This is a genomic window from Gluconobacter sp. P1C6_b, assembly GCF_018811945.1.
Lineage (GTDB): Bacteria > Pseudomonadota > Alphaproteobacteria > Acetobacterales > Acetobacteraceae > Gluconobacter.
The window spans coordinates 32,482-54,224 of the sequence record NZ_JACRVU010000002.1 but is presented as its reverse complement, the minus strand read 5'-3'; the positions used below and the strand labels follow the sequence as shown (position 1 = coordinate 54,224).

Sequence of the window (21,743 nt, the reverse complement as noted above, 5' to 3'; positions counted from 1 at the left end):
GCGCTGTACCGCGACACGCAAGTCACTGGACCGGATGCTCTACCGAAGTGACCTAGGGCGTTACTGCGGCAGCTCCCCGCCATGGACGCAACCAGTCCAGGCCTTCGGACGTCGAAGCCCGTGGGTTGTATTCGCATCCAATCCAGCCACGATAGCCAAGACGGTCCAGCAGAGCGAATAGATAGGGGTAATTGACCTCTCCCTCATCCGGCTCGTGCCGGTCCGGAACGCTGGCCGCCTGAATGTGAGCGATTGATCCAAAAAGGGTTTCCAGTCGAACCGCGAGGTCACCCTGCATGATCTGCGCGTGATAAAGGTCAAACTGGATTCTGACGTTATCCGCCCTGAGCAGATCACAGACTGTTTTCGTCTCTTCCTGATAATTCAGGAAATAGCCGGGCATGTTGCGCGTGTTGATGGCTTCCAGAACAATGGTCAGTCCGATGGATTGCGCCTGAGAGGCCGCGTATTCGATATTCCGCAGATAGGTTTCCATCTGCCGTTCATGCGGAATTTCGGCATCGCGCAAACCGGCCATGACATGCAGGCGGCTGTTCCCGAGAGCCTGGGAATATTCCAGTGCCGTCCCGATCGTGCGGCGGAACTCCTCCTCCCGACCGGGGAGTGCCGCCAGTCCACGCTCCCCTCGATCCCAGTCTCCTGGCGGAGCGTTGAACAGCGCGACATGCAGATTGTTTCCCCGCACCCGCGCGCTCAGATCCTGTTTCTCGAAAGCGTAAGGGAACAGGAATTCAACTCCCCTGAAGCCGTCACGCGCGGCAGCGTCGAAACGCTCGGGGAATTTAATCTCGGGGTAGTTCATGGTCAGGTTTGCGGCAAAAGCAGGCATGGCGAGAAACTTCCCTTGCAATGAATTACGAGACGAAAGGCCACAGGACGCAGGTGGCCAGAAACCCCAGAACACCGAGCGTTGTTGTCAGAACGGTCCAGGTGCGCAGGCCATCGGCAACGTCGATCCCGGACAGTTTCGTGAAGATCCAGAACCCTGCGTCGTTGACGTGGGAAACCGACAGTCCCCCGCCCCCCATGGCAAGCGCGAGCAGGGCAAGCTGGTTGGGGGAGGCATGCATCTCCGAGATCATGGGACCGAGAATCCCTGCGGTCGTCACAAGCGCTACTGTCGTCGATCCCTGCACCGCGCGCAGGATCATGCTCAGGATAAAAGCCAGGGCGAGTGCAGGCAGCCCGGTCGTACGGAGTATGTCGGAGATGACGTGGCCGATGCCGCTTTCCACCAGAATGTTCCCGAACACCCCTCCACAACCCGCGATCAGGATCACCAGGGCAACACCGGGCACCGCAGACCCGATGACCGTCGAAACCTGTTCAAAGCTCCATCCCCGTCGCAGTCCCAGCGTGTAGCCGGCAAGGAGGGTATCGAGCAGCAGCGCAGTTACTGGTGAGCCGACAAGGTGGGCAGCTCCGGCGTAGGAAGAGGAGGCCGGGAGAAAGATCGACAGCATGGTGCCAAACATGATGAGGATGATCGGAAGCAGGATCAGCCCGACAATCAGCCAGAATCCGGGCGGCTCAGCCGAAGGCAGTGCATGGGCGGATGCTTCTGGCAGGGCACTGAACGTTCCGTCCTCAGATCCGCTGACCGCTGCCTGGATGTCGGGCGCATATATGAACTCGCGGCGCGTCATGCGCTGTGCAATCAGAGCCCCTGCCCCACAGACCATAAGGGTGATCGGCACTCCGAATGCCAGAATGCGCCCCATATTTGCGCCGATCTGTGCGGCGGCAGCGGCCGGACCGGGATGCGGCGGCAGGAACGAATGCACCGTCAGCATGGCCACACACATCGGGAGTGCGAAAATCATGAGGGAGCGCCGGGTCACGTTCGACACGCCGTAGAGCAAGGGCATGACCATAATCACGCCGACCTCGAAAAAGACCGGGATGCCGATCAGGAAGCCTGCAAGCGTCAGGGCAAGCGGGACGCGGCGGTCTCCGAAACGTGCGATAAGATCGCGCGCGAGAACCTGGGCGCCACCTGAAATCTCCACGATCTTTCCGATCATCGCCCCGAGGGCGATGATGATGGCGATATGGCCCAGTGTCTTGCCCATCCCTGCCTCGATCGCAGGAACGATCCTGGCTGCAGGCATTCCGGCAAAAAGCGCGACAAACATGCTGACGATAAGGAGCGTCAGGATCGGATGAAGCTTGAAACGGATGATCAGCACCAGCATCAGCACGATGCCGGCAATGGCGCTGCCCAGAAGAACCATGGGGGTCATCAGGACTTCTCCTGCTTTCGAAAAGGCCAAATCAGTCCCATGTCACCCCGAACACGGCCGCGATCTCTGCCAGTGCGGCATCATCCAGCGGTGCGGGACGGGGTGTGGTCATCAGCCATAGGCGGGCCGTCTCTTCGAGTTCGGCAAGCGCATCACTTGCACGCGTCACACTGCTCCCCCAGACGACCGGTCCGAGACGATCCAGCATGACTCCGTTGACCGAGGGAGCCAGTTCCGCCACGCGCGCTGCCGCTTTCGGCGATCCCGGACGTTCATAAGGGATCAGCGGAACACGCCCGATCTTCATGACCTGATACGGTGTGATCGGGGGCAGGATGGCATTTTCGGTATCCACCCCCGCCAGCGTCAGCGCGACGAGATGGGTGGAATGCGTATGGATGATGCCGTTGCAATCCGGTCTCTGCTCGTAGATCCTGCGATGCAGGGTCACCGTTTTGGACGGACGCGGACCGGAAACCCAGTTTCCTTCAAAATCGGCCTTGGCGATCCCGTCGGGTGTGAGACGCCCCAGACAGACATCCGTTGGCGTGATCAGCCATCCGTCAGAAAGACGCGCGCTGATGTTTCCCGCGCTTCCGCTCGTATGCCCTCGCGCGTACAGATCCCGGCCGATCGCGCAGATTTCCTCACGGTATGCTCTTTCATCCGTCATGACTGACCTCCCGACAATGCCAGCAGCGCTTTTTCAAAGAAGTCGGCCTCACCGAAATTGCCTGATTTCAGGGCAAGTGCGAGCGGCACGCTGCCCGTTGAGACGGTTGCAGGAACGCCCGGCGCAATCGGCGCACCAATACGCAGCCCCTTGACACCCAGCGCCTGAACAACGGCGCCTGAGGTTTCTCCGCCGGCAACGACAAAACGCCTGACACCCCGGTTTTTCAAAGACTGTGCGATACGGCCCAGAGCATGCTCGACCATTTCCCCCGCCTTCTGGGCTCCTATCGCAGCCTGCACCTGCCTGAGTTCATCGGCCGGGCTGGTCGCGTAGATGAGAACGGTCTGATCGGCATGAGCGTCGAAGAAGGCAACCGCCTCTTCCACAACCGGTGCACCGGCAGCCAGCTTCATGACATCAATCCGGTAAGCAGGCCGCTCCGCTTCAATCCAGCGTGCCACCTGAAGATTCGTCCTTAGCGAACCGCTGCCGGCGAGAACGACATCCTGTCCAGCGACAGCAGGCAGAACGGCGGCGTCTGCACCGGAAAGTTCGGTGCCTGCCCTGAAATTGTCCGGCAGTCCCAAGGCAATTCCCGAACCGCCCGTGATCAAGACATGATCACGGCAGGCCTGTCCGATCACTGTAAGATCAGATTCGGAAATTGCATCGACAACAAGAAGGGTGGCTCCCCCGGCCTTCGCCTTCTCGATCCCTGCCCTGATCTGCTCCGCCCCCCTGAGGACCGTCGAAAGATCGATCAGCCCGACAGTTCCGGTGGACTGGGCCTGAAGCACGCGTACGAGGTTGGCATCCTTCATCGGTGTCAGCGGATGGTTCTGCATCCCGCTTTCATTGAGCAGCGCATGCCCGACGAAGAGATGGCCATTATAGACTGTGCGCCCGTTGGCCGGAAAAGAGGGCGCGGCAATCGTCACCTCCTGTCCGAGCGCCTTGGCCAGCGCCTCCGCAACAGGACCGATATTGCCCTTTTCGGTGGAATCGAAGGTGGAGCAGTATTTGAAAACGATCTGTTGGCAGCCGGCAGACCGCAGGAAATCCAGAGCGGCCAGTGACTGCGCCACCGCGTCCCCGGCGGCAATTGTGCGCGACTTGAGGGCGACGACAATGGCTTCGGCATCGGCGATCATCGGATCATCCGCATCTGGAATGCCAATGGTCTGCACCGTTTTCATGCCTGCACGGACCAGCGTGCTGGCAATGTCGGTCGCGCCCGTGAAATCATCGGCGATACAGCCGATGAGCGCACCGGCTCTGGTCATGCTCCCTCTCCCTTGTCGGAAGACGGAAGCTTAATCCCCGGGAAAATCTTGATGACAGCCGAGTCATCTTCCCGACCATGGCCTGCGGCAGAGGCGTTGAGAAACATCTGATGGGCCGTCGCCGCCAAAGGAAGGGGAAATTTCGTCCGACGGGCGGTATCGAGCGCCAGGCCAAGGTCCTTGACGAAGATATCCACCGCTGACAGCGGCGTGTAATCCCCCGCAAGAATATGGGGCACCCGGTTTTCGAACATCCAGGAATTGCCAGCGCTATTGGTGATGACTTCGAACAGGGTCGCAGGATCGGCACCTTCCCGCAGTCCCAGCGCCATGGCTTCGGCGGCTGCCGCGATATGAATGCCGGCCAGATGCTGGTTGACGATTTTTACACGGGTGCCGACACCCACTTTGGCTCCAAGCCGATAGACCTTGCCAGCCACGGCAGGCAGAACCGTTTCCGCACGGGCATAGGCTTCTTCGGGGCCGGAGGTCATCAGCGTCATCTCGCCGGAAGCCGCCTTGGCGGCGCCTCCGGACATCGGCGCATCAAGCAGCCAGATGTCGTGCTCCCTCAGACGCGTCTCAAGCCCTTCGATGAAGGCTGGCGCCACAGTCGCGCAGGAAATGACCAGAGAACCGGGCTTCAGCGTGTCCACTGCCCCCTCTTCGCCGAAGAGAACCTGCTCTGTCTGCTCCGCATTCACAACCTGAATGATCAGGATGTCACAGGACTCTGCGAGGGCAGCAGGCGACGTGTACGCCTTGCCGCCTTCAGTTTCAAACGCGGTCAGAGCCTCTGCGCGCAAATCGCAGGCGCCGACGGGAAAGCCTGCACGCAACAACGATTTCGCAACACCAAGACCCATCGCCCCGAGGCCGATCACACCGATCTGACCTGTCTGATCCTTACCCTGCATCGTCGTTCCCCGCCTGAAGCGCTAAAGTTCTTTCTGCACCTGCTGCACAGGGCAGAGGTGATTGAGGGGAATAATTCACATATTTTATGATAGGTCTAATGCATAAAATGTTATGTTTCATGCTCCAGATGTTATGCTGAGCCCATGCAAGAGAAGCGGCTTTTACCTCCCTCATGGTTCGTCGATATCCGGCTGAAGTTCAGGCATCTGCAGCTATTGCAGGCCCTTTCACGCCACAACACGCTCCAGAGCGCTGCTGAAAGTCTCGGTCTGGCGCAGCCCGCCGCGTCGCGGCTGCTGGGGGATCTCGAAGATGTGATTGGTATCCCGCTCTTCCAGCGGGAAGGACGCCGTCTCGTTATCAATGCCTATGGCAGTGTGCTGACCCGGCATGCCAACAATCTGCTCGATGAACTTGACCGCACACGAGACGAGTTCAATGCGCTTCTTTCGGGTGGGGCGGGCACAGTATCAATCGGTGCCATCGACGGGCCCGTGGTCGATCTCCTGACGACGGCCGTCCTCAACATCCAGCGTGATAACCCGGATATATCGCTCGAAATCCGTACCGGATCGAGTGTGGGGCTTTTTCATGACCTGATGAATGGCGACATCGACATCATGATCGGTCGGGCGCCAGAAGATGCGCGGAGCATGGCGTGCCATTACATCCCGATCGGCGAGGAACCCATGGTCATCGCAGCGCGTCAGGAGCACCCTCTCTTCCGGAAGGCAGCCCCGGTCCGACTGGAGGATATGGCGCCTTTTCCATGGGTTCTGCAACGAAAGGGGGGAAAATCGCGCAGCAAACTCGAAAGCATCTTTCAGGACAGGAAGCTGTCCCTTCCGAAAGATATCATCGGAAGCGACTCCCTGCTGATGACCCTCGCCTATCTGGAAAAAACGGATGCGCTGACAATTCTCTCAGCCGCAGTGGCCAATCAGCAGGCGAAATACAGGCAGATCCAGATCGTCTCGTCCGATGTGAACATCGCGATCAGTTCATACGGAATTCTGATGCTCAAATCCCGAAATCAGTCGCGCCCTACCATGAAGGTTCTCGACGAACTGAAGAAAACACTGCGACCAGTGCAGAATACCGGGCGTCTGGCTGGACGTCCGGCTCGCAGCTGAAATCACCTCAGCTCGCACCATTTACTCGTCTGTCAGCCAAAACAGGGCGCTCATCTCCTGCCTCCTCAGAGAGGCCTGAAACAGATTTCCGCAATCAAATCAATGGGTTTTGAGCCTAGAGCGTGGCGTCAAAGACGATCTGCTCTGCCGGTTCATCCGTGGTTTTCATGCAGTATGCCGCGAACATGGCAATCACGATAAAGCATGCCATCGGTACGATGTAGGCAAGCTGCATGTTTCCGCCGGTCGCATCCGAGATATAGCCTTGCAGGAGGGGGAGAATTCCGCCGCCGCTGATACTCATGACCAGGATTGACCCGCCGTAAGCGCGGTCATGGCCGAGCTCATCGACGGTCAGTCCGTAAATTGTTGGCCAACAGGGACCGAGCAGTCCACTGACGAAAATGGCGGCGTACACAGCCGTAAAATCGTGGACCATGACGGCATAACCCAGCGCGACGATGCAGAGCAGGCTGTAAACGAACAGAACCCGCGCCGGGCGTGCGTGCCGCATGAAGAAATTGGCCACGAGCTTGCCCACAAAGAACGCACAGAATGAGGCAATCAGGTAAACGGAAGCCTGCCGCTCGTTGATGTGCCCCAGTCGCATGGACAGGCGGATGATGAAGCTCCAGACGCCGACCTGTGCGCCGACATACAGGAACTGCGTCAGGATCCCGAGGACGAAGCGTCTGTTGGCGAAAAGCCGTTTGAGAGCGCCGGTCGTATCGAGTTCGTGACTGCGCTGCTGATCGCGGCCTTTACAGGCTGGATAACGCGTCAGGCCGATGGCGACCATAACGACCAGCAGAACGCCGAGGATGTAGACATAGGGCTCAAGAGTGGCATGGATCATGCCGAGCTGATGCTGCCAGGCCTGCGCGGCTGGCATGCCAGAGAGCTGCTCGCGTGAAAGATCGCCGTCCCTGAAAATCAGGTAGGCTCCCATGCTGGACCCCAGAATGGCGCCGATTGGCTGAAAGGCGCTGGCAAAGTTCAGACGGTGCGTTCCACGTCCCGGCGGCCCGAGCAGGGTGCAGTACGTATCCGCAGCGGTTTCAATAAAGACCAGCCCGGCTGCAACAACAAAAAGAGCCACGAAGAAGATCTGGTATGTGGCGAAATGGGCGGCAGGGAAAAACAGGCAGCAGCCAATGAGATACAGCAGCAGGCCCAGCTGGATCGACCATTTATAGCTGAAGCGCTTGATGATCATGCCGGCCGGAATGCCCAGCACGAAATAGCTGATGTAAAAAGAGAACTGCACAAGTGCGGACTGAAAATCCGACAGCATGAAGGCTTTGCGGAACTGGCCGATCAGCACGTCATTGAGGCTCATGGCACAGCCCCATAGTGAGAACAGACAGCACAACAGGCCGAAAGCAAGCAGCGGTGTACGGTTGAGATAAAAGCCGTCCGGGAGCTGGACGATGGGGTCGGATTTGGCCACGGATTGCCTCGCAAGAACTTGTTGACCGCTAAAGATAAAAGGCTGGACCGCCTGTACGAGAGGCGACTTTCCAGCATCAGTTTCCGTTATCTTTATGATAAATATCACATTTAAAATGTTTTGAAAGGACTATTTATTGTGAGTTTTGTCCCTTTGATCTCTTCTGGAAGTCACATTTTATGGAGGTCAGGCTTGCAAAGAGGTGCTTTCAGAAGGTTTTCCTGTTTCTGACTGGCACGGTCCACAATCCACCCCACCTCTATGAGAAACTGGTGACAGGGCTTTCCATATGATCCCACTTTCGGTTCTCGATCTTGCATTCATCACCGAGGGCACCTCGGCAGCGGAGGCGCTTCATCGCAGTGCCGATCTTGCGCGGCATGCAGAAAGTCTGGGTTTTCGGCGTTTCTGGCTGGCCGAACATCATGCGATGCCGGGTATTGCCTCCGCCGCAACTGCAGTCGTGATCGGCTATGTCGCAGGGGCTACGAAAACCATTCGGGTGGGCGCAGGGGGAATTATGCTGCCGAACCATGCCCCGCTCGCTGTCGCCGAGGCGTTCGGAACACTGGAATCCCTCTATCCCGGCCGAATTGATCTCGGACTTGGACGTGCCCCCGGCTCCGATCAGGCGACCATGCGCGCACTGCGTCGTGATCCAACCTCCGCCGAGCGTTTTCCGCAGGATGTTGTCGAGTTGCTGCATTATTTCGAAAAGGCGCAACCGGGACAGATCGTCTTTGCTGTACCGGGCGCTGGATTGACTGTGCCGGTATGGCTGCTGGGGTCTTCCCTGTTCTCCGCCCATCTGGCTGCTATCATGGGACTGCCGTTCGCATTCGCCAGTCATTTTGCCCCTGACCTAATGGAAGAGGCCGTGGCTCTTTACCGGGAGCGCTTCGAACCTTCCGGGCGGCTGCAAAAACCGTATGTCATGCTAAGCATCAACGCAGTGATTGGGGAAACGGATACTGAAGCGCAGCAGGCCGCCACCTCCCTGCAGCAGCACTTCATTGCCCTGCGTCAGGGGCGGCCAACGACTTTTCCGGCCCCCCGGCGAGTGTCATGGAACAGTCAGGAACAACGTCTGCTTGACAATACGCTGCGTTACACGTTCGTGGGGACAGAAAAGGATGTTGCACAAAACATCTCGGCTTTCGTGGAGCAGCACAGACCTGATGAACTGCTGATCGGTACACCACTGTTCTCTCAGGCAGAAAGGCAGAAGACCCTCAGCGGGGTTGCCCGTCATCTGATGGATGACTGAGATTATGGCTGGCCCCCGTCCGCAGCTCTAAAGGCATTTTTTGTTACTGTGACGGGACCTGATCCCATCAGTCCGGATTGCTCATAGCGGGTAATATAATCGGCGTGTCGTTCCTTACTTTGGGAATGCAGGCTGAAAATCGGGTGCAGGCGGATGGAGAAGATATGATGGAAACACGATGACAGATCAGAACCAAAAACAGCTTTTCATTTTTTATCTTGGTGGCTCCGCCCCGGGGGCGAATATCGAGGTCCATGATGTCCAGTTTGCGGTCGCGGTGCATCCGGAAGACGTTTACGAAGCACTAGCCATGCGCTGGTTCGGCCTTCGGGAGTCACTGCACATCGATGCTTATGGTATTGTCGAATGGGCCGATGGCCATCGGATTTCCCTGCATCCGGAACCGCCTTCATCGGATCTGCGTCTGTATTTCGTCAACATGGGCGGTTACGAACCCGGTGCCCTGAAAGAAGAGCATGAGTTCACGTTTTTTGTGGCGGCCTCAGCTGATGACGCCAAAGCCCGAGCCAGACAGATCCTGTTGCGGGGCCGCACGCACCGGCATCGTGACAATTTTATGGAAGTAGATGACTGCGTCCCGCTTGAACAGTTCGGGGGTCTGCATATTCATCTCACACCGAGCGAAGACGGAAAACCACTTATTGCTGCCTGGCAAGGATATCAACGAATTTGAAATAACACAGTGGTTTCAGTGGTAGCCTCAAGGGTAAGCATGAAAGTGAGACAATAACCGTCTCGGACATAAGTACTGTTTGCGGCCTGACACGCGCCGCCAGGGTCAGGCCTCATAGCTAGGACATGACAGTTGCGGCGAGACAGATGGCTGAGAAGAAGACAATCGGGCGTCTGTCGTAAGGGACGGCTGCATTGTTTGCCTCAGCGTTTCGCTCCTGGCGGTGGCCATTTGCCCGCCTTGTCGAGGGCCAGGATCTGGGCACGGGAGGGCGGAGGAAAGGGGTACCCTCGTGCCCTGAGTTTTTCGATCACCCGCAGTCGGGCTGCATCCTCAGGAGAGCCACGCAGGATACGGCTGGTGAGCCGTACGTTGAGCAGTCGTAATGTCAAACTTGTCATGTGCCCAGATATCAGCGCCATGGTCGATCAGGATCTCCACGACCGGCCATTGATCCGTGTCTGAAGCCGCTATCATCGGCGTTGACTTGTCGCCTGTATCACGTTCATCCAGTCCCTGATATCGTTCGGCAAGGCGTCTGACTTTATCGATTTCTGAATTCATGACGGCACCGAGCATGGGCTGACTGCTGCCCGGGGAGACCGTCTGGTCACCAGGGGGCATGGGTTTATTCTCCAGCGTAGAGGCCGTCAGTTTCCCATAACCAGCGAGACAGGTAAGAGCGGCAATAACTGCCACAACGCGTTTCTTCTGCATGGGCAATCGTTGTCGACAAGCGCTTGCCCATTCTGGGTGTGCCCGCGTTTGAACGCAGAGAAACCAGACTGTTTCATGCAACCATCCCCTTATCACGACACAAGGAATAGAATCACAGAAAAACACCTAGAAACAAGGGATTGTTAGAACACTCTACCTTATGACCCCAGACAAGATGGGCACTTTCGCCGGCTCTGCCCTGTCTTCCCTGATAGGATGCTTCTGGTTGCGTTTTCTGCTTCAATATGACCCGCTCCCTGCTCGGTAAAAGATTGCCCAGAACGGAAAATTGTCATTCAGAACCAACCGCCTAGCCCCCATAGCTACCTGTCAGCTTTAAGAATTGAGCAGACAGGCGGCAGTCGCCTTCTTGTCAGACATCTTTCTTCACCCTGAGGCTTCCGGCAAGCAGACGTCAGTTACCTGATACAAACACGATCCGTAGTCCGGCACCAGCAAGTACCCGGTGGTTTACTGCTACACAGAGTTACGCATCTGCCGGGCCGTGCTTTGTCAACGGCTCCCGAAACGGGCGCGGGCGGCTTCAGTTACCGGCGTGAACAGGCTGATGATCGTGCCCTCGGGATCGCGGAACTGGGCCGTGCGGTTACCCCAGGGCAGCAGCCTGGGTGCGATCACAACATCCACCTTCCCTTTCAGACGCGTGAACTCGGAATCCACGTCATCGACCTTGAATTCCAGGAGGGCTGTGCGATTTGCACCTGGTTCGGCACTCCCTTCCATGAACAGCGCTACCGTCTCAGCACCACCGATCGCAAGTGTCGCTCCAAGGGTTACGATTTCGGCAAACTGGGGTGCAAGCCATTCGGCAGACTGACCGGTCACCAGTTCGTAAAAGGCTACCATCGTAGTGATGTCGGCGGCAATCAGGCGGATGGAGGTAAATTTCATCGGTAAGTTCCTGCGCAGGTTGTGTTCCCCGCCTTCTGGCACAATCATGCTGACAGCATCCTGTCAGCATGATTGCGAAACCTTTGCGCAGCACCGATCGCCTTTTTCAGATCATCCAGATTCTGCGCCGGTCGTCTCGCCCCGTCACGGCGAGGATGCTGGCCGACGAACTGGAGGTCTCCGTCCGTACGATATACCGCGACATCGCGCATCTGATGGGGCAGCGCGTACCCATTTCAGGCGAAGCCGGCGTTGGCTACGTTCTGGGGTCCGAATATGACATGCCACCGCTCGCACTGCTCCCGGTGGAGCTTGAGGCAATCGTACTGGGTGCGCAGTGGGTGGCTGCTCATGGTGATAAAATGCTGGCACGTGCAGCACAGGACGTTCTCGCCAAAGTCGCTGTGACCGTACCCGGGCGCTTACAGCCGCTGATCAACACTCCGAGCACAGCAGCGAAACTGCCTCTGGATGCATCACAACGGATGGCTGATACGGCGAATCTTCGAGCCGCAATCCGCACAGGGACGAAGTTGCGCCTGCATTATCGCGATCAACAGGGTGAGTTCACCGAGCGCACGGTATGGCCGGTCGTTCTCGGTTATTCGGACACCACGTGCATGTTGATCGCCTGGTGCGAGCTGAGGCAGGGCTTTCGTCATTTCCGTACGGACCGGATACACGCGGTAGAAATTCTGGATGAGAAGATAGGTGAGCCTCGCTCCCGACTGCTTCAACGCTGGAAAGCGCAACGCATATCGGAACTCGCAAAGGTTACCAGTGAAGCCGATTGATCGCTTTTACCGTCATGCCAGACGAAGGCATTAATATCGTTCGACACACAGTTTAGACGAGTAGGAACGTCTGTTATTTTACGTTCGATTACGGATAGCGGACATTCTGTTTTCCCCCTACCAAGAAATGGTTGGCAGTCTCACGTGACTTCAAATACGTGCCGCAGAAAACTGTGGATACGATCAGAGTTTCTTTTCCACGACCACCTTTATTCGTGAACGAGCGCCTGCCGAACACAAGCCTGAATGATGCCGAACTTCATCATCGAAAAACGGCATCATGACTGCCGGTCTTACTCCGGGCAGAGCTGTCAGCCTTTGCCCTGACTGGCGAAGGCCGCCATTATTCCATGCCCCACTTCGGACGGGGGTCTGTTCTCTTTCAGAAGAACGTTCAGCTCATCAATGGCTTCTCGGGCAGCTATATGGGCATCCTCCCCGGTCAGCACCCATGACGTATCCAGGTTGGCGCCCTCAGGCTTGTCGCGCATGACGCTCAGCCAGTTGAATGACCCCTCGGCAATAAAATTCTGCGTCATCAGCGTCTTCGAATGCAGAAGCTTGATATCGTGCAGCCTTGCTCCCGCTTCCTGCAGTGCCTTTCTGCACGCAGGTGATGTTCCGTTGGAGTAACCGGGAGCGTTGGGAGCGCGCGTCACGATGTTCACCACGGCCCCTCTGCCAACGGCCTCGCGGATGCTGTCCTGGAGTTCAGGTGCGTTTACGCCGGACAGGGACAGAAAGGGGGAGACAATGACAATTTCCTCGCCGTCTTTCAGGTCCGCAAGGGCTTTGTCCAGTTGCGCGTGGTGGTCGTTTACGGACGAGAGCCTCTCGCCTCGCAGAATGAGAGACGTGTCCGCCGCCCAGTTGCCTGTCACATCCCCAAGTTCATAGCCCTTGGAGAACAGAGCCCTTCCCAGAATTCCCAGGGCCGACGCAGAGTTGCGCTCGAAGATTTCCATCGTACCAATGACGACGAACGAATGGACGGCTCGTGAGATGGCGACGTTGAGAAGACTGCGCTTGCCATCCAGGAAACCCGTGCTCGCCTTGCGGTCACATGTCGGCGAGAAGATGATGATATCCCGTTCAGCGCCCTGCATGGCATTGACCGTGCCGACCTTGATTTTCGAGATGTTTTTGTCAGGATTGTCTTTGCTGAACCTGCGCAGAGCCCGCCGGATGGCGTCTCTCTGCGGTCCATAGGGAGTAATCACCGCGACAATCTCGTTCACCGGCTTGTCGTAGAAGCCCTTCCATTCATCCGCTTTACTGACAATCCACCTCGCGATGGCCTCTGCCTCACGGGGATTGCGCTGACTGCGCCCCAGACGCTCCGATACCCCGTTGACATTGGCCCAGGCCAGAGGCGGCAGCGGTGGCACCTTGTCCGGTTCTGCAGTCATGGGTTTCAGACGGCCATTATAGACAAGTTCGTTGCAGATCTCGATGATGTCCCGTCGACACCGGCGGTGCTCGGTCAGGAAGATGCCGGGAACTGGGCTGTCCGGTGAGGAGTGGCTGGTGCCTGTCTGGACCACGCGCATCACGGAGCCCATGAGGTTATTGTTTCCCGGTGCGGCCGTGACGACGCGGGGATCAACCGGTCCGTCGTCATCCCAGAAGTATTCCTGGACACCGGCCTTTCGGGCGTTTCCAGTATCCGTTGCATAGGAACTGGTGACAACCGGCTCAATCTGGAAGACGTCCCCGACCACAACGGCTTTCTTCGAGAAGGCCATGGCCGGCACCATCTGGTAGGGGGCAATCTGTCCGGCCTCGTCAACAATGAGCAGGTCGAAGAAGCCTGTCATGAAGCGTTCGACGAACTTGCCCTTTTCCTTCAGCGTGCATTTGGGGAACTTCGGAAGGCTGGCTGCGGTCACGATGAAGAGTGGTGTCAGCATCGCCCATCGACGATACATGGCCTCCATGGCTCTGCCGCCAACCTTGAACGGATAGGCCTTGTTGTCGTTCTTCTCGAGCGCATCCTGCAAAGCCTGCACTTCAAGAACCCACCGCCCCTCCCAGTAGCGCAGAGCATACTGGAACAGGGCGTAGCGTATCGTCCGGTCCAGGAAATCCTCGATGACATCCAGTCTGCCTGTCCAGTTGTTCTGGCGCCAGGGAAGCTTTTCTTCCGGCATGTCGAACATCCCGACCCAGTCGGACGGTGCCAGAACCTTTTCAATGGCCGCGCAGCCATCCTGAAGTTGCCAGAGTATCTGGCGCTTGAGGATGAGGAGTTTTTCAAGTTCGCGACCAGCCAGAATATAGGAGCCTCCAACATAGTGGTCGTACTCGCCACGGGCCGTCTTACTCACCATTTCGGCGGCAGCCGCCTCACGTTCCAGCTTCTGGACCAGGGCATTCCGAGCCTGATGCGTCTCTTCCCGGGATTTTCTGGCTGCTGCAAGCGCGCTCTCGGCTGATGCCGTCATCTCATTAATGGCATCCATCCATTCGGGTTTGGATTTCACCTGAGCCTGCATGAGCGACCGAAAGAAACTTCCCTGCCCCCCCTCGGCGACAAGCTTCTCAACATTCGCCCAGCTACGTCCACTTATCAGGCTCGAAAAGAAACCCCCCTCTGGCAATGCTGCGATGAGCGCGACGGCATGTGCTCCCACCTGCTCGACTTTCTGCTCGGCAGTATGCACGGCATCATCGCACTGCTTCAGGAGATTCCGGGTCTTCCGGTTCTCGTCATCGACCCTGGCGTGCAGGACGGCTGCGGCAGCCTCTTTTTCCTTGAGGTCGAATTTGAGAGCCTCTTCCCTGGGCCTGCGTTCCTGAAGAAGGGCTTCCCGCTGGGCGATGGTCTGTGTGATTTCAGGATATGTCCCATACCCCGAGGACACATATAGCTGATGTAGCTTTCGGGCCTCTTCCACACAGACCCGCCCTGCTTCGACAAGGACCTTCATCCGCGCACGGATTTTCGCGATGCCATCTTCAACAAGGCTGATATCATGACGCGGCCCCTGGGGACCGTGGCCTGAGAGGTGCTCCTTACGGATTGGCGGAGTGACACCCGGATAGAAAGAACCGTAGTAACCGTTGATCCAAGCATCACGGGACGCCCAGGCATCGACCGTATCCCGTTCCCGTTCGGGGAAGCCCTTCCACTCCATCGTGCCCAGGCCTCTTCCTGGAGACGCGACAAGGTAGCCGGCTTTCAGAGCCTCCTTTCCTTTCTCTCCGGAAGGGAAATACAGACCCAGCGCATCGGCACCTTCAATCCATCTTCTCGCCCATGGCCGGCTATCCTTGGAAGCCATGGCTTTTTTCATGGCATCAATGATGTTGGTGACAGCCTGGTTATTGGTCGAGGTCCCGACGATCACAGCCGGGTCGCCACCCTCGAGGGCACGCGTCACCAGCTCCGTCGCGATGATACCCTGCAGAAGTGTGGTCTTGCCCGTGCCTGGAGGTCCGTTGACAGCAAGGATGTCACCATCCTTCACCGAGCAGAACGCCGCCATGGCTTCGGACTGGCTGGGTGACATTCCATAGGCGGAGGTCATCGTTCCCCTGACCTGTCCAGCGGCTGCCCATCTCTGCTTCTCATCTACAACAGCCGGTTCAGGGCCGCCGTCGACATAACGTTCAAGCAGGGGTGTTACGAGAGCACTGTCAGCGAGAACGGCATCGTAAAACCGCCGCTGATGGAGGGTCGCAATCATCCCGATGCTGGACTCTGCAGGCTGAAGAGCCACGCGCTCCCAGAGTTCATAGCCATCGGGTAATCCGTCTTCCCCGGTCACGGCGTTCCAAAGCTTTTCCGCCCATTCCAGGGTCTTGCCGAGACTGCCTCCCTCAAACGGATTGAGCTGAAGCCACTTGTCCATGGTGGCCAAATCACCAATCAGGACTTCACCATCGGACGGTTCGAGAAGCTCCCGGTTTATCCAGGGTGGGGCATCCTTGAGCGGCTGGATGGCCCCTTCCGGACTGACGTTGACGAGCATGGCCATACAGAAAAGGGCAGGCTGCTTCGAATGCTCGGTGGAATGACTGACCTGTCCGAGAAGAATGCGAATACCGGCCATCGCGATAATGGAATCGTCCGGAGTCAGCTCACGGAAGGCAGGGTGCATCTTTCTCAGCGCCTGGTTTTTTTCAGGCGGCAGGTGACCTTTTTCAAAGCCATCTTCGTCAAGGGCGACCAGATTATCCCGGCTGAAGGAGATCTTCATCTGGGCGTCATCAAGAAGAGCGGAATGCCAGTACGAAAGGACCGAATGATGGCTTGGCTTCGACGACATCCGCTTTAGAACCTTATGTGGTGACGCTTTTTGTTACGAAATGCCCCATGGCCTGTAAACATGTGTGCCTCCCGGGCTCAGGACTTGCGGCCAGAGCACGATGGTTGCACTGAGGGAGATGGCCAAGAAGAGGACGGCTGCGCAAAGAAAGACACCGGAGAAGTCGTTGTGCTTTACGAGATGGCTTCACCTGTGATGCCATTGGGGCTTTTGGTGGAAAATCAGGGGCACTATTCAGCGCCGGGCCTGCGCCGTGCGATGCTGCGTCCAGCCAAGATCCCTCAAAGCGCGAGCAAGACGGCGCAGCTCACCGGATCGGTCTTTTATAAAAGGGACCGTGCTCTGCAATCACGTTGAGGGGCAGACCTGTCTGTCGATATTCGTCATGAACCTGGATCATCCGGCCTGATGTCAGCTGCGGCAGAAGGTCCTCCAGTTTCAACGCGCCAGACCAGCAGGATGCCCGGGCGAACAGCAATTCCATGACGGCATCTGTCTGTGCCCAAAAGTCCGGGTTTCCGATCTTTGAATAGGGCTGTCGTAGTGTCAGCCTCTCTATGATTTCATCTATTTTTCTGTCCGGGAAATTTGGGCTTTCGAAATAAACACGGGACCATTTTGCGCCGATATCACGCGGCATATCGCGCTGGATGGACTTGGCAATATCCAGCAATGAGCGACTGACCCGCGGAAAATCCGGATCTGTATAAGTGCCTTCCGTTGGGCCTCTGGAGAAAGACAGGATTTTAGTCAGCGGATCGCATCGGGAAATTTATAGGACGACGTATATCGCGTCCGGGCGCTTCGCGATGACGTATTTTTTAAGATGGAACCCAAGGTGGGATGGATTTCGATAAATCAAATAACCGTCTGAAAATCTTGGAATTTTTGATTTATCTGGCGGAGAGGGTGGGATTCGAACCCACGGTACCCGCGAAGGCACAACGGTTTTCGAGACCGCCCCAATCGACCACTCTGGCACCTCTCCGTACGGCTCTGCTTTTGCGCTGAACCTGATCGACGGAGGGGCTTATGACGGGGTTTTCCGGACATTGCAAGAGGGCCAGAGGATGTTCCTGAGAGAAAGATGCTCCGGAAAGGGTTTTTTCGCCGTTTCTGATTGACTGGAAGCCTTCATATCTGTATCGACCGCGGCTGTTCCGTGTTCCAATTCTTATTGGGCAGCATGGAGCCAACGACAAAAAGCGACTGGGTCGCGCCAGATCGGGTCAACCCGGCAGAAGCGGCCACGAGATCGGAACAGAGAGAGTTTCCAGAATGTACGCAGTCATCCGCACCGGCGGCAAGCAGTATCGCGTTGCTCCCGAGAGCATCCTCAAGGTCGAGAAGCTCGAAGCTGAAGCCGGCAGCACCATCACCTTCACCGACGTCCTGATGGTTGGCGGCGAAGGCACCCTGACCGTTGGCGCACCGCTGGTCGCTGGCGCAACCGTGACGGCAACTGTGGTTGCTCAGGATCGTCTGCCGAAGGTGATCATCTTCAAGAAGCGTCGCCGTCAGAACAGCCGCCGCAAGAACGGCCACCGTCAGCCGGTGACCGTCCTGCGCATCAACGCGATCAACGCGGCCTGATCGGCCCGACACTCCAGGTAAGGATAAACAGCCATGGCACAAAAAAAGGCAGGCGGTTCGAGCCGTAACGGACGCGACAGTGCAGGTCGTCGTCTGGGCGTGAAGAAATTCGGTGGCGAAAGCGTCATCGCAGGCAACATCATCGTCCGTCAGCGCGGCACGAAGATGAAGGCTGGCGCCAATGTCGGTATCGGCCGCGACCACACGCTGTTCGCTCTCGTGGACGGTCATGTGAAGTTCCAGCGCCGCGCAGAAGGCCGCGTCCACGTTTCCGTGGCACTGCCGGAAGCTGCTGAATAAGCAGCCCGCGTTTTCCAGCGCGAGCGAAAGGGGCCGGTCCTGTTCGGGACCGGCCTTTTTGCGTATAAAGCGCCCCTCACCTTTTCTTGCGGACAATACGATGAAGTTTCTCGACCAGGCCAAGATCTATGTACGTTCCGGTGACGGCGGTGACGGCGTGATCGCATTCCGGCGCGAGAAATACATCGAATACGGCGGTCCGGACGGCGGTGATGGCGGTCGTGGCGGTGATATTCTTTTCCGTGCCGTCCCCGGTCTGAATACCCTGATCGACTTTCGGTACACCCAGCATTTCAAGGCCCGCAAGGGCGGCAATGGCGCAGGCTCCAACCGGACCGGTGCGGCTGCAGCCACTGTCACCATCAATGTCCCGGTCGGCACGCAGATCTTTGACGAAGACCGCGAAACCCTGCTGGCCGATCTCGATGCCGAGGGCAAGGAAGTCCTTCTGTGCCGTGGCGGTGATGGCGGCCTTGGCAATACCCATTTCAAGAGCAGCACCAACCGTGCGCCACGCCGGGCCGACAAGGGCTGGCCGGGCGAAGAGCGCTGGGTGTGGCTGCGCCTGAAGCTGATTGCTGATATCGGCCTCGTGGGGCTGCCCAATGCGGGCAAATCCACACTGCTCTCCGTCGCCTCCCGGGCCCGCCCCAAGATTGCCGATTATCCGTTCACGACCCTGCATCCGCAGCTCGGCGTGGTGCGGCTGAACAATACGGAAGAGTTCGTGATCGCCGATATTCCCGGCCTGATCGAAGGCGCCAGCGAAGGTGCTGGTCTTGGTGACCGCTTCCTTGGGCATGTAGAACGTTGCGCGACGCTGCTGCACCTGATTGACGGCACTGAAAGCCAGGTGGTCAAGCACTGGCGTCTGATCCGCAAGGAACTGGAAGCCTATGATCCCGTGCTTGCCGCCAAGCCGGAAATCATCGTTCTGAACAAGTGCGATTCCCTGACGCCAACCCAGCGTTCCGCCAAGAAGCGGGCTCTGGCAAAGGCTTCTGGCGCGGAAGTGATGATGCTCTCCGGCGCCACACAGGAGGGCCTGCCCGAACTGCTTCGCCTGCTTCAGGATCGCGTGACCGCTGCCAAAAAGGACCGGCAGGGATGACGGCTCCGGCTTCTGCTCCTCGTCTGGCGCAGGCCCGCCGGATCGTCATCAAGATCGGAAGTGCGCTTCTGGTTGACTCCGCAAATGCAAGCCTCCGTCTTGAATGGCTGCAGAGCGTCTGTGCGGATATCGCCGACCTGCGCTCCCGGGGAGCGGAAGTCATCGTCGTATCCTCGGGCGCAATTTCCCTGGCCCGGCATCGCCTGGGCCTGACATCCCGCCGCCTGCGGCTGGACGAAAAACAGGCCATGGCCAGTGTCGGCCAGATCGGACTGGCACAGGGCTGGAGCGCGGCCCTCGCAGGCCATGATCTGGTCGCGGCCCAGCTTCTGCTGACCCCGGACGATACGGAAAACCGTGAGCGGCACCTCAATGCGCGCGCCACGCTTCAGACCCTGCTCGATCTGGGCTGCGTTCCGGTCATTAACGAAAACGACGCCATTGCAACTGGCGAGATCCGCTTCGGCGACAATGACCGACTGGGCGCCCGTGTAGCCCAGATGACCGGGGCCGACTGTCTGATCCTGTTGTCCGACATCGACGGACTCTATACGGCGGACCCACGACAGGATCCGTCCGCGCGGCATATTCCTGTTGTCGAACAGATGACGGACGAGATCATGGCGATGGGGGGCGAGCCGCCACCGGGTTATTCGTCTGGCGGAATGCGCACGAAACTCCTTGCGGCCCGGATTGCGACACGTGCGGGTGCGAACATGGTGATCGCGGCCGGACAGGAGCATCATCCGCTCCGCAGACTGCAGAATGGCGGCCTGTGCACCTGGTTCATGGCGCAGACCGATGCCGGCTCAGCCCGCAAGCGCTGGATCGGCGGAAGTCTTCAGCCCAAGGGGTCACTCACAATCGATGCCGGCGCCCGCCGTGCACTTGAGGAGGGCGCATCTCTCCTACCTGCCGGAGTGACCGGTCTTGAGGGCAGTTTCGGGCGGGGTGATCTCGTGCTCATCCGTGATGCTGAGGGAAGCGTTATCGGGCGCGGTCTGATCGCTTATGATTCCGAAGAGAGCCAGAAGCTGATCGGCCACCGTTCCGGCGAGATGGAACAGCTTCTGGGATATCGCGGACGTGATGCCCTGATCCATCGGGATGATCTGGCGCTCGATCTTCCCTGACGGGTGGTCTGCGCGCCGCTGGCTAGTCTCTGGGCGGCCAGCGGAGCTTGGGCTCCGAGCGGGGCCGGTAGGCGTCTTCCTCGACGACCGGTCTGTTGCCCTGCGTCCTGTCCATGCTGCGACCAAGAGGCTGGCGCCCCGTCGTCGAGACATCCTTTTCCCATGGAGCCCGGACCCAGGCACGTTCGGAGACGTCGGACATCTCCTCCCGCAGAGCGGATTGGGAGGACGGCCCACGACGTGGCAGGGTTTCAGGATCCCCTACTCCCGGGCCATCCTCATAGGACGGCAGATCGGAGCGCAGGCTTCGCGCCGGCATGAGATAATCCTCAGCCGGCAGAGTCGGGCCTGAATGAACCGTACGAGGTTCAGCAGCCGCAGCAGTCTGTCCGGCAGGCAGACTGTCAGGCCGTGTCGAAACGGCCAGCCGCATGTTGAGCGCCCGGAGTTCCGCCCGCAGTTCCGCGATCTGGAACTCCAGTTCCTGCAACCGCGGCTTGGTGCCGAAGACGGCGAAGGGCATGCAGAGCAGCGCCAGCGCAAACAGGGCGGCCACCACGACCAGGCACCCGAAGGCCCAGCCCGGCAGCCATGAAAAATCAGACATCATAAGGAGGCCTGGTCCAGTCTGAAGGTAGCGCGTTCGGGTATCCGGAGACCGGAATTACATGCCCCGCAATTACATACCAAGGGCACGGCGATAGATATCGAGCAGGGTCTCCTGCTCCTCGATCTCGGCCGGCTCCTGCTTGCGCAGACGGATGATCTGCTTGATGACTTTTACGTCAAATCCGGCGGACTTGGCTTCGGAAAAAATATCCTTGATGTCCCCGGCCAGAGCCTTGCGCTCTTCTTCCAGACGCTCGACGCGCTCGATGATGGAGCGCAGACGGTCCGCAGCGATCCCGCCTGTGGCAGCGCCTTCGCTTTTGCTTTCTGCATCCATGTCCGGTTTCCTTCCTGAGGCGTAAGTCTTGGCTGTATTTTCCGGCGCTGCACGAACACAGCATCCGCCGCGCGGCTTATCGTGATGAGGGCAGGACGGTCAACGGAATTATGTGCACGTTTCATGAACGCGTGAAGATGACGAAGATTTTCTCCCGAGGTCGTGCAGGGCCCATCCCTTGACAGGAAGGGCTCTGACAGGGAACTAGACGGTGCCTGAAAAGGCCTGAACCCTAACCCTTTTTTCCCGGTCTGCGGGTTCGAGAGGTCAGAGAGTCTTCC

General features: G+C 58.2%; 20 protein-coding genes and 1 tRNA gene. 8 read left to right on the top strand and 13 right to left on the bottom strand.

Annotation, left to right across the window (positions count from 1 at the left end):
• Positions 1–52: 52 nt before the first annotated feature.
• From otnI to ltnD, 5 genes are read right to left on the bottom strand one after another with little or no spacing between them, the layout of a single operon-like run.
• On the bottom strand, positions 53–850 hold the full coding sequence (gene otnI, locus KP701_RS02025; protein WP_215745508.1) for a 2-oxo-tetronate isomerase: 798 nt from the start codon (positions 848–850) through the stop codon (positions 53–55).
• Positions 851–875: 25 nt separating this feature from the next.
• Positions 876–2,264, bottom strand: a complete 1,389-nt coding sequence (locus KP701_RS02020; protein ID WP_252345341.1) for a gluconate:H+ symporter — start codon at positions 2,262–2,264, stop codon at positions 876–878.
• Positions 2,265–2,295: 31 nt separating this feature from the next.
• Positions 2,296–2,937 carry an aldolase gene (locus tag KP701_RS02015; RefSeq protein ID WP_215745506.1) on the bottom strand — a complete coding sequence of 214 codons (642 nt, stop codon included), beginning with the start codon at positions 2,935–2,937 and terminating at the stop codon, positions 2,296–2,298.
• On the bottom strand, positions 2,934–4,223 hold the full coding sequence (otnK, locus tag KP701_RS02010; RefSeq protein WP_215745505.1) for a 3-oxo-tetronate kinase: 1,290 nt from the start codon (positions 4,221–4,223) through the stop codon (positions 2,934–2,936). The genes KP701_RS02015 and otnK overlap by 4 nt, the downstream gene beginning before the upstream one ends.
• Entirely contained in the window at positions 4,220–5,140 is a 921-nt protein-coding gene (gene ltnD, locus KP701_RS02005; protein WP_215745504.1) for an L-threonate dehydrogenase, read from the bottom strand. The genes otnK and ltnD overlap by 4 nt, the downstream gene beginning before the upstream one ends.
• A gap of 144 nt (positions 5,141–5,284) precedes the next feature.
• On the opposite strand from ltnD, the gene KP701_RS02000 reads away from it, so the two are divergent.
• A complete protein-coding gene (locus tag KP701_RS02000; protein WP_215745503.1) occupies positions 5,285–6,274 on the top strand; it encodes a LysR substrate-binding domain-containing protein in 990 nt (329 codons plus the stop codon).
• A 115-nt stretch (positions 6,275–6,389) separates the two neighbouring features.
• Here the strand turns inward: KP701_RS02000 and fucP are convergent, their stop codons facing one another.
• Entirely contained in the window at positions 6,390–7,724 is a 1,335-nt protein-coding gene (gene fucP / locus KP701_RS01995) for an L-fucose:H+ symporter permease (protein ID WP_215745502.1), read from the bottom strand.
• Between the two features lie 289 nt (positions 7,725–8,013).
• Between fucP and KP701_RS01990 the strand changes: the two genes are divergently transcribed.
• Positions 8,014–8,991: an LLM class flavin-dependent oxidoreductase gene (locus KP701_RS01990; protein WP_215745501.1), complete on the top strand. Its 978-nt coding sequence runs from the start codon at positions 8,014–8,016 to the stop codon at positions 8,989–8,991.
• Positions 8,992–9,169: 178 nt separating this feature from the next.
• Positions 9,170–9,685, top strand: coding sequence for a DUF1543 domain-containing protein (locus KP701_RS01985; RefSeq protein WP_215745500.1), 516 nt, complete (start codon positions 9,170–9,172; stop codon positions 9,683–9,685).
• A gap of 333 nt (positions 9,686–10,018) precedes the next feature.
• On the opposite strand, the gene KP701_RS01980 is transcribed toward KP701_RS01985, so the two are convergent.
• Both KP701_RS01980 and KP701_RS01975 read right to left on the bottom strand, forming a co-directional pair.
• Positions 10,019–10,402, bottom strand: coding sequence for an ankyrin repeat domain-containing protein (locus tag KP701_RS01980; protein ID WP_215745499.1), 384 nt, complete (start codon positions 10,400–10,402; stop codon positions 10,019–10,021).
• A 513-nt stretch (positions 10,403–10,915) separates the two neighbouring features.
• Positions 10,916–11,314, bottom strand: coding sequence for a VOC family protein (locus KP701_RS01975; protein ID WP_215745498.1), 399 nt, complete (start codon positions 11,312–11,314; stop codon positions 10,916–10,918).
• Positions 11,315–11,382: 68 nt separating this feature from the next.
• Between KP701_RS01975 and KP701_RS01970 the strand changes: the two genes are divergently transcribed.
• Complete coding sequence (locus KP701_RS01970; RefSeq protein WP_215745497.1) at positions 11,383–12,108, top strand: YafY family protein; 726 nt, start codon at positions 11,383–11,385, stop codon at positions 12,106–12,108.
• Positions 12,109–12,419: 311 nt separating this feature from the next.
• Here KP701_RS01970 and KP701_RS01965 read toward each other — a convergent pair whose 3' ends face one another.
• The 3 genes from KP701_RS01965 to KP701_RS01955 form a co-directional block, all read right to left on the bottom strand.
• Complete coding sequence (locus KP701_RS01965) at positions 12,420–16,379, bottom strand: AAA domain-containing protein (RefSeq protein ID WP_215745496.1); 3,960 nt, start codon at positions 16,377–16,379, stop codon at positions 12,420–12,422.
• A gap of 307 nt (positions 16,380–16,686) precedes the next feature.
• On the bottom strand, positions 16,687–17,052 hold the full coding sequence (locus KP701_RS01960) for a hypothetical protein (protein ID WP_252345340.1): 366 nt from the start codon (positions 17,050–17,052) through the stop codon (positions 16,687–16,689).
• Between the two features lie 225 nt (positions 17,053–17,277).
• Positions 17,278–17,367, bottom strand: a tRNA-Ser gene (locus tag KP701_RS01955).
• Positions 17,368–17,657: 290 nt separating this feature from the next.
• Here KP701_RS01955 and rplU point away from each other — a divergent pair.
• The 4 genes from rplU (at position 17,658) to proB (ending at position 20,516) form a co-directional block, all read left to right on the top strand.
• Positions 17,658–17,972, top strand: coding sequence for a 50S ribosomal protein L21 (gene rplU, locus KP701_RS01950; protein ID WP_011251736.1), 315 nt, complete (start codon positions 17,658–17,660; stop codon positions 17,970–17,972).
• Positions 17,973–18,005: 33 nt separating this feature from the next.
• Positions 18,006–18,272: a 50S ribosomal protein L27 gene (rpmA, locus tag KP701_RS01945; protein ID WP_008851550.1), complete on the top strand. Its 267-nt coding sequence runs from the start codon at positions 18,006–18,008 to the stop codon at positions 18,270–18,272.
• A gap of 100 nt (positions 18,273–18,372) precedes the next feature.
• The gene (gene obgE / locus KP701_RS01940; RefSeq protein WP_215745495.1) at positions 18,373–19,383 is read left to right on the top strand and encodes a GTPase ObgE; all 1,011 of its coding nucleotides are present in this window, start codon (positions 18,373–18,375) and stop codon (positions 19,381–19,383) included.
• Positions 19,380–20,516 (top strand): glutamate 5-kinase, encoded by a 1,137-nt coding sequence (proB, locus tag KP701_RS01935; protein ID WP_215745494.1) that lies wholly within the window; start codon positions 19,380–19,382, stop codon positions 20,514–20,516. The genes obgE and proB overlap by 4 nt, the downstream gene beginning before the upstream one ends.
• A 22-nt stretch (positions 20,517–20,538) precedes the next feature.
• Here proB and KP701_RS01930 read toward each other — a convergent pair whose 3' ends face one another.
• Complete coding sequence (locus KP701_RS01930; RefSeq protein ID WP_215745493.1) at positions 20,539–21,126, bottom strand: hypothetical protein; 588 nt, start codon at positions 21,124–21,126, stop codon at positions 20,539–20,541.
• A 69-nt stretch (positions 21,127–21,195) separates the two neighbouring features.
• On the bottom strand, positions 21,196–21,462 hold the full coding sequence (locus KP701_RS01925) for a DUF2312 domain-containing protein (protein WP_011251740.1): 267 nt from the start codon (positions 21,460–21,462) through the stop codon (positions 21,196–21,198).
• Between the last annotated feature and the right edge of the window lie 281 nt (positions 21,463–21,743).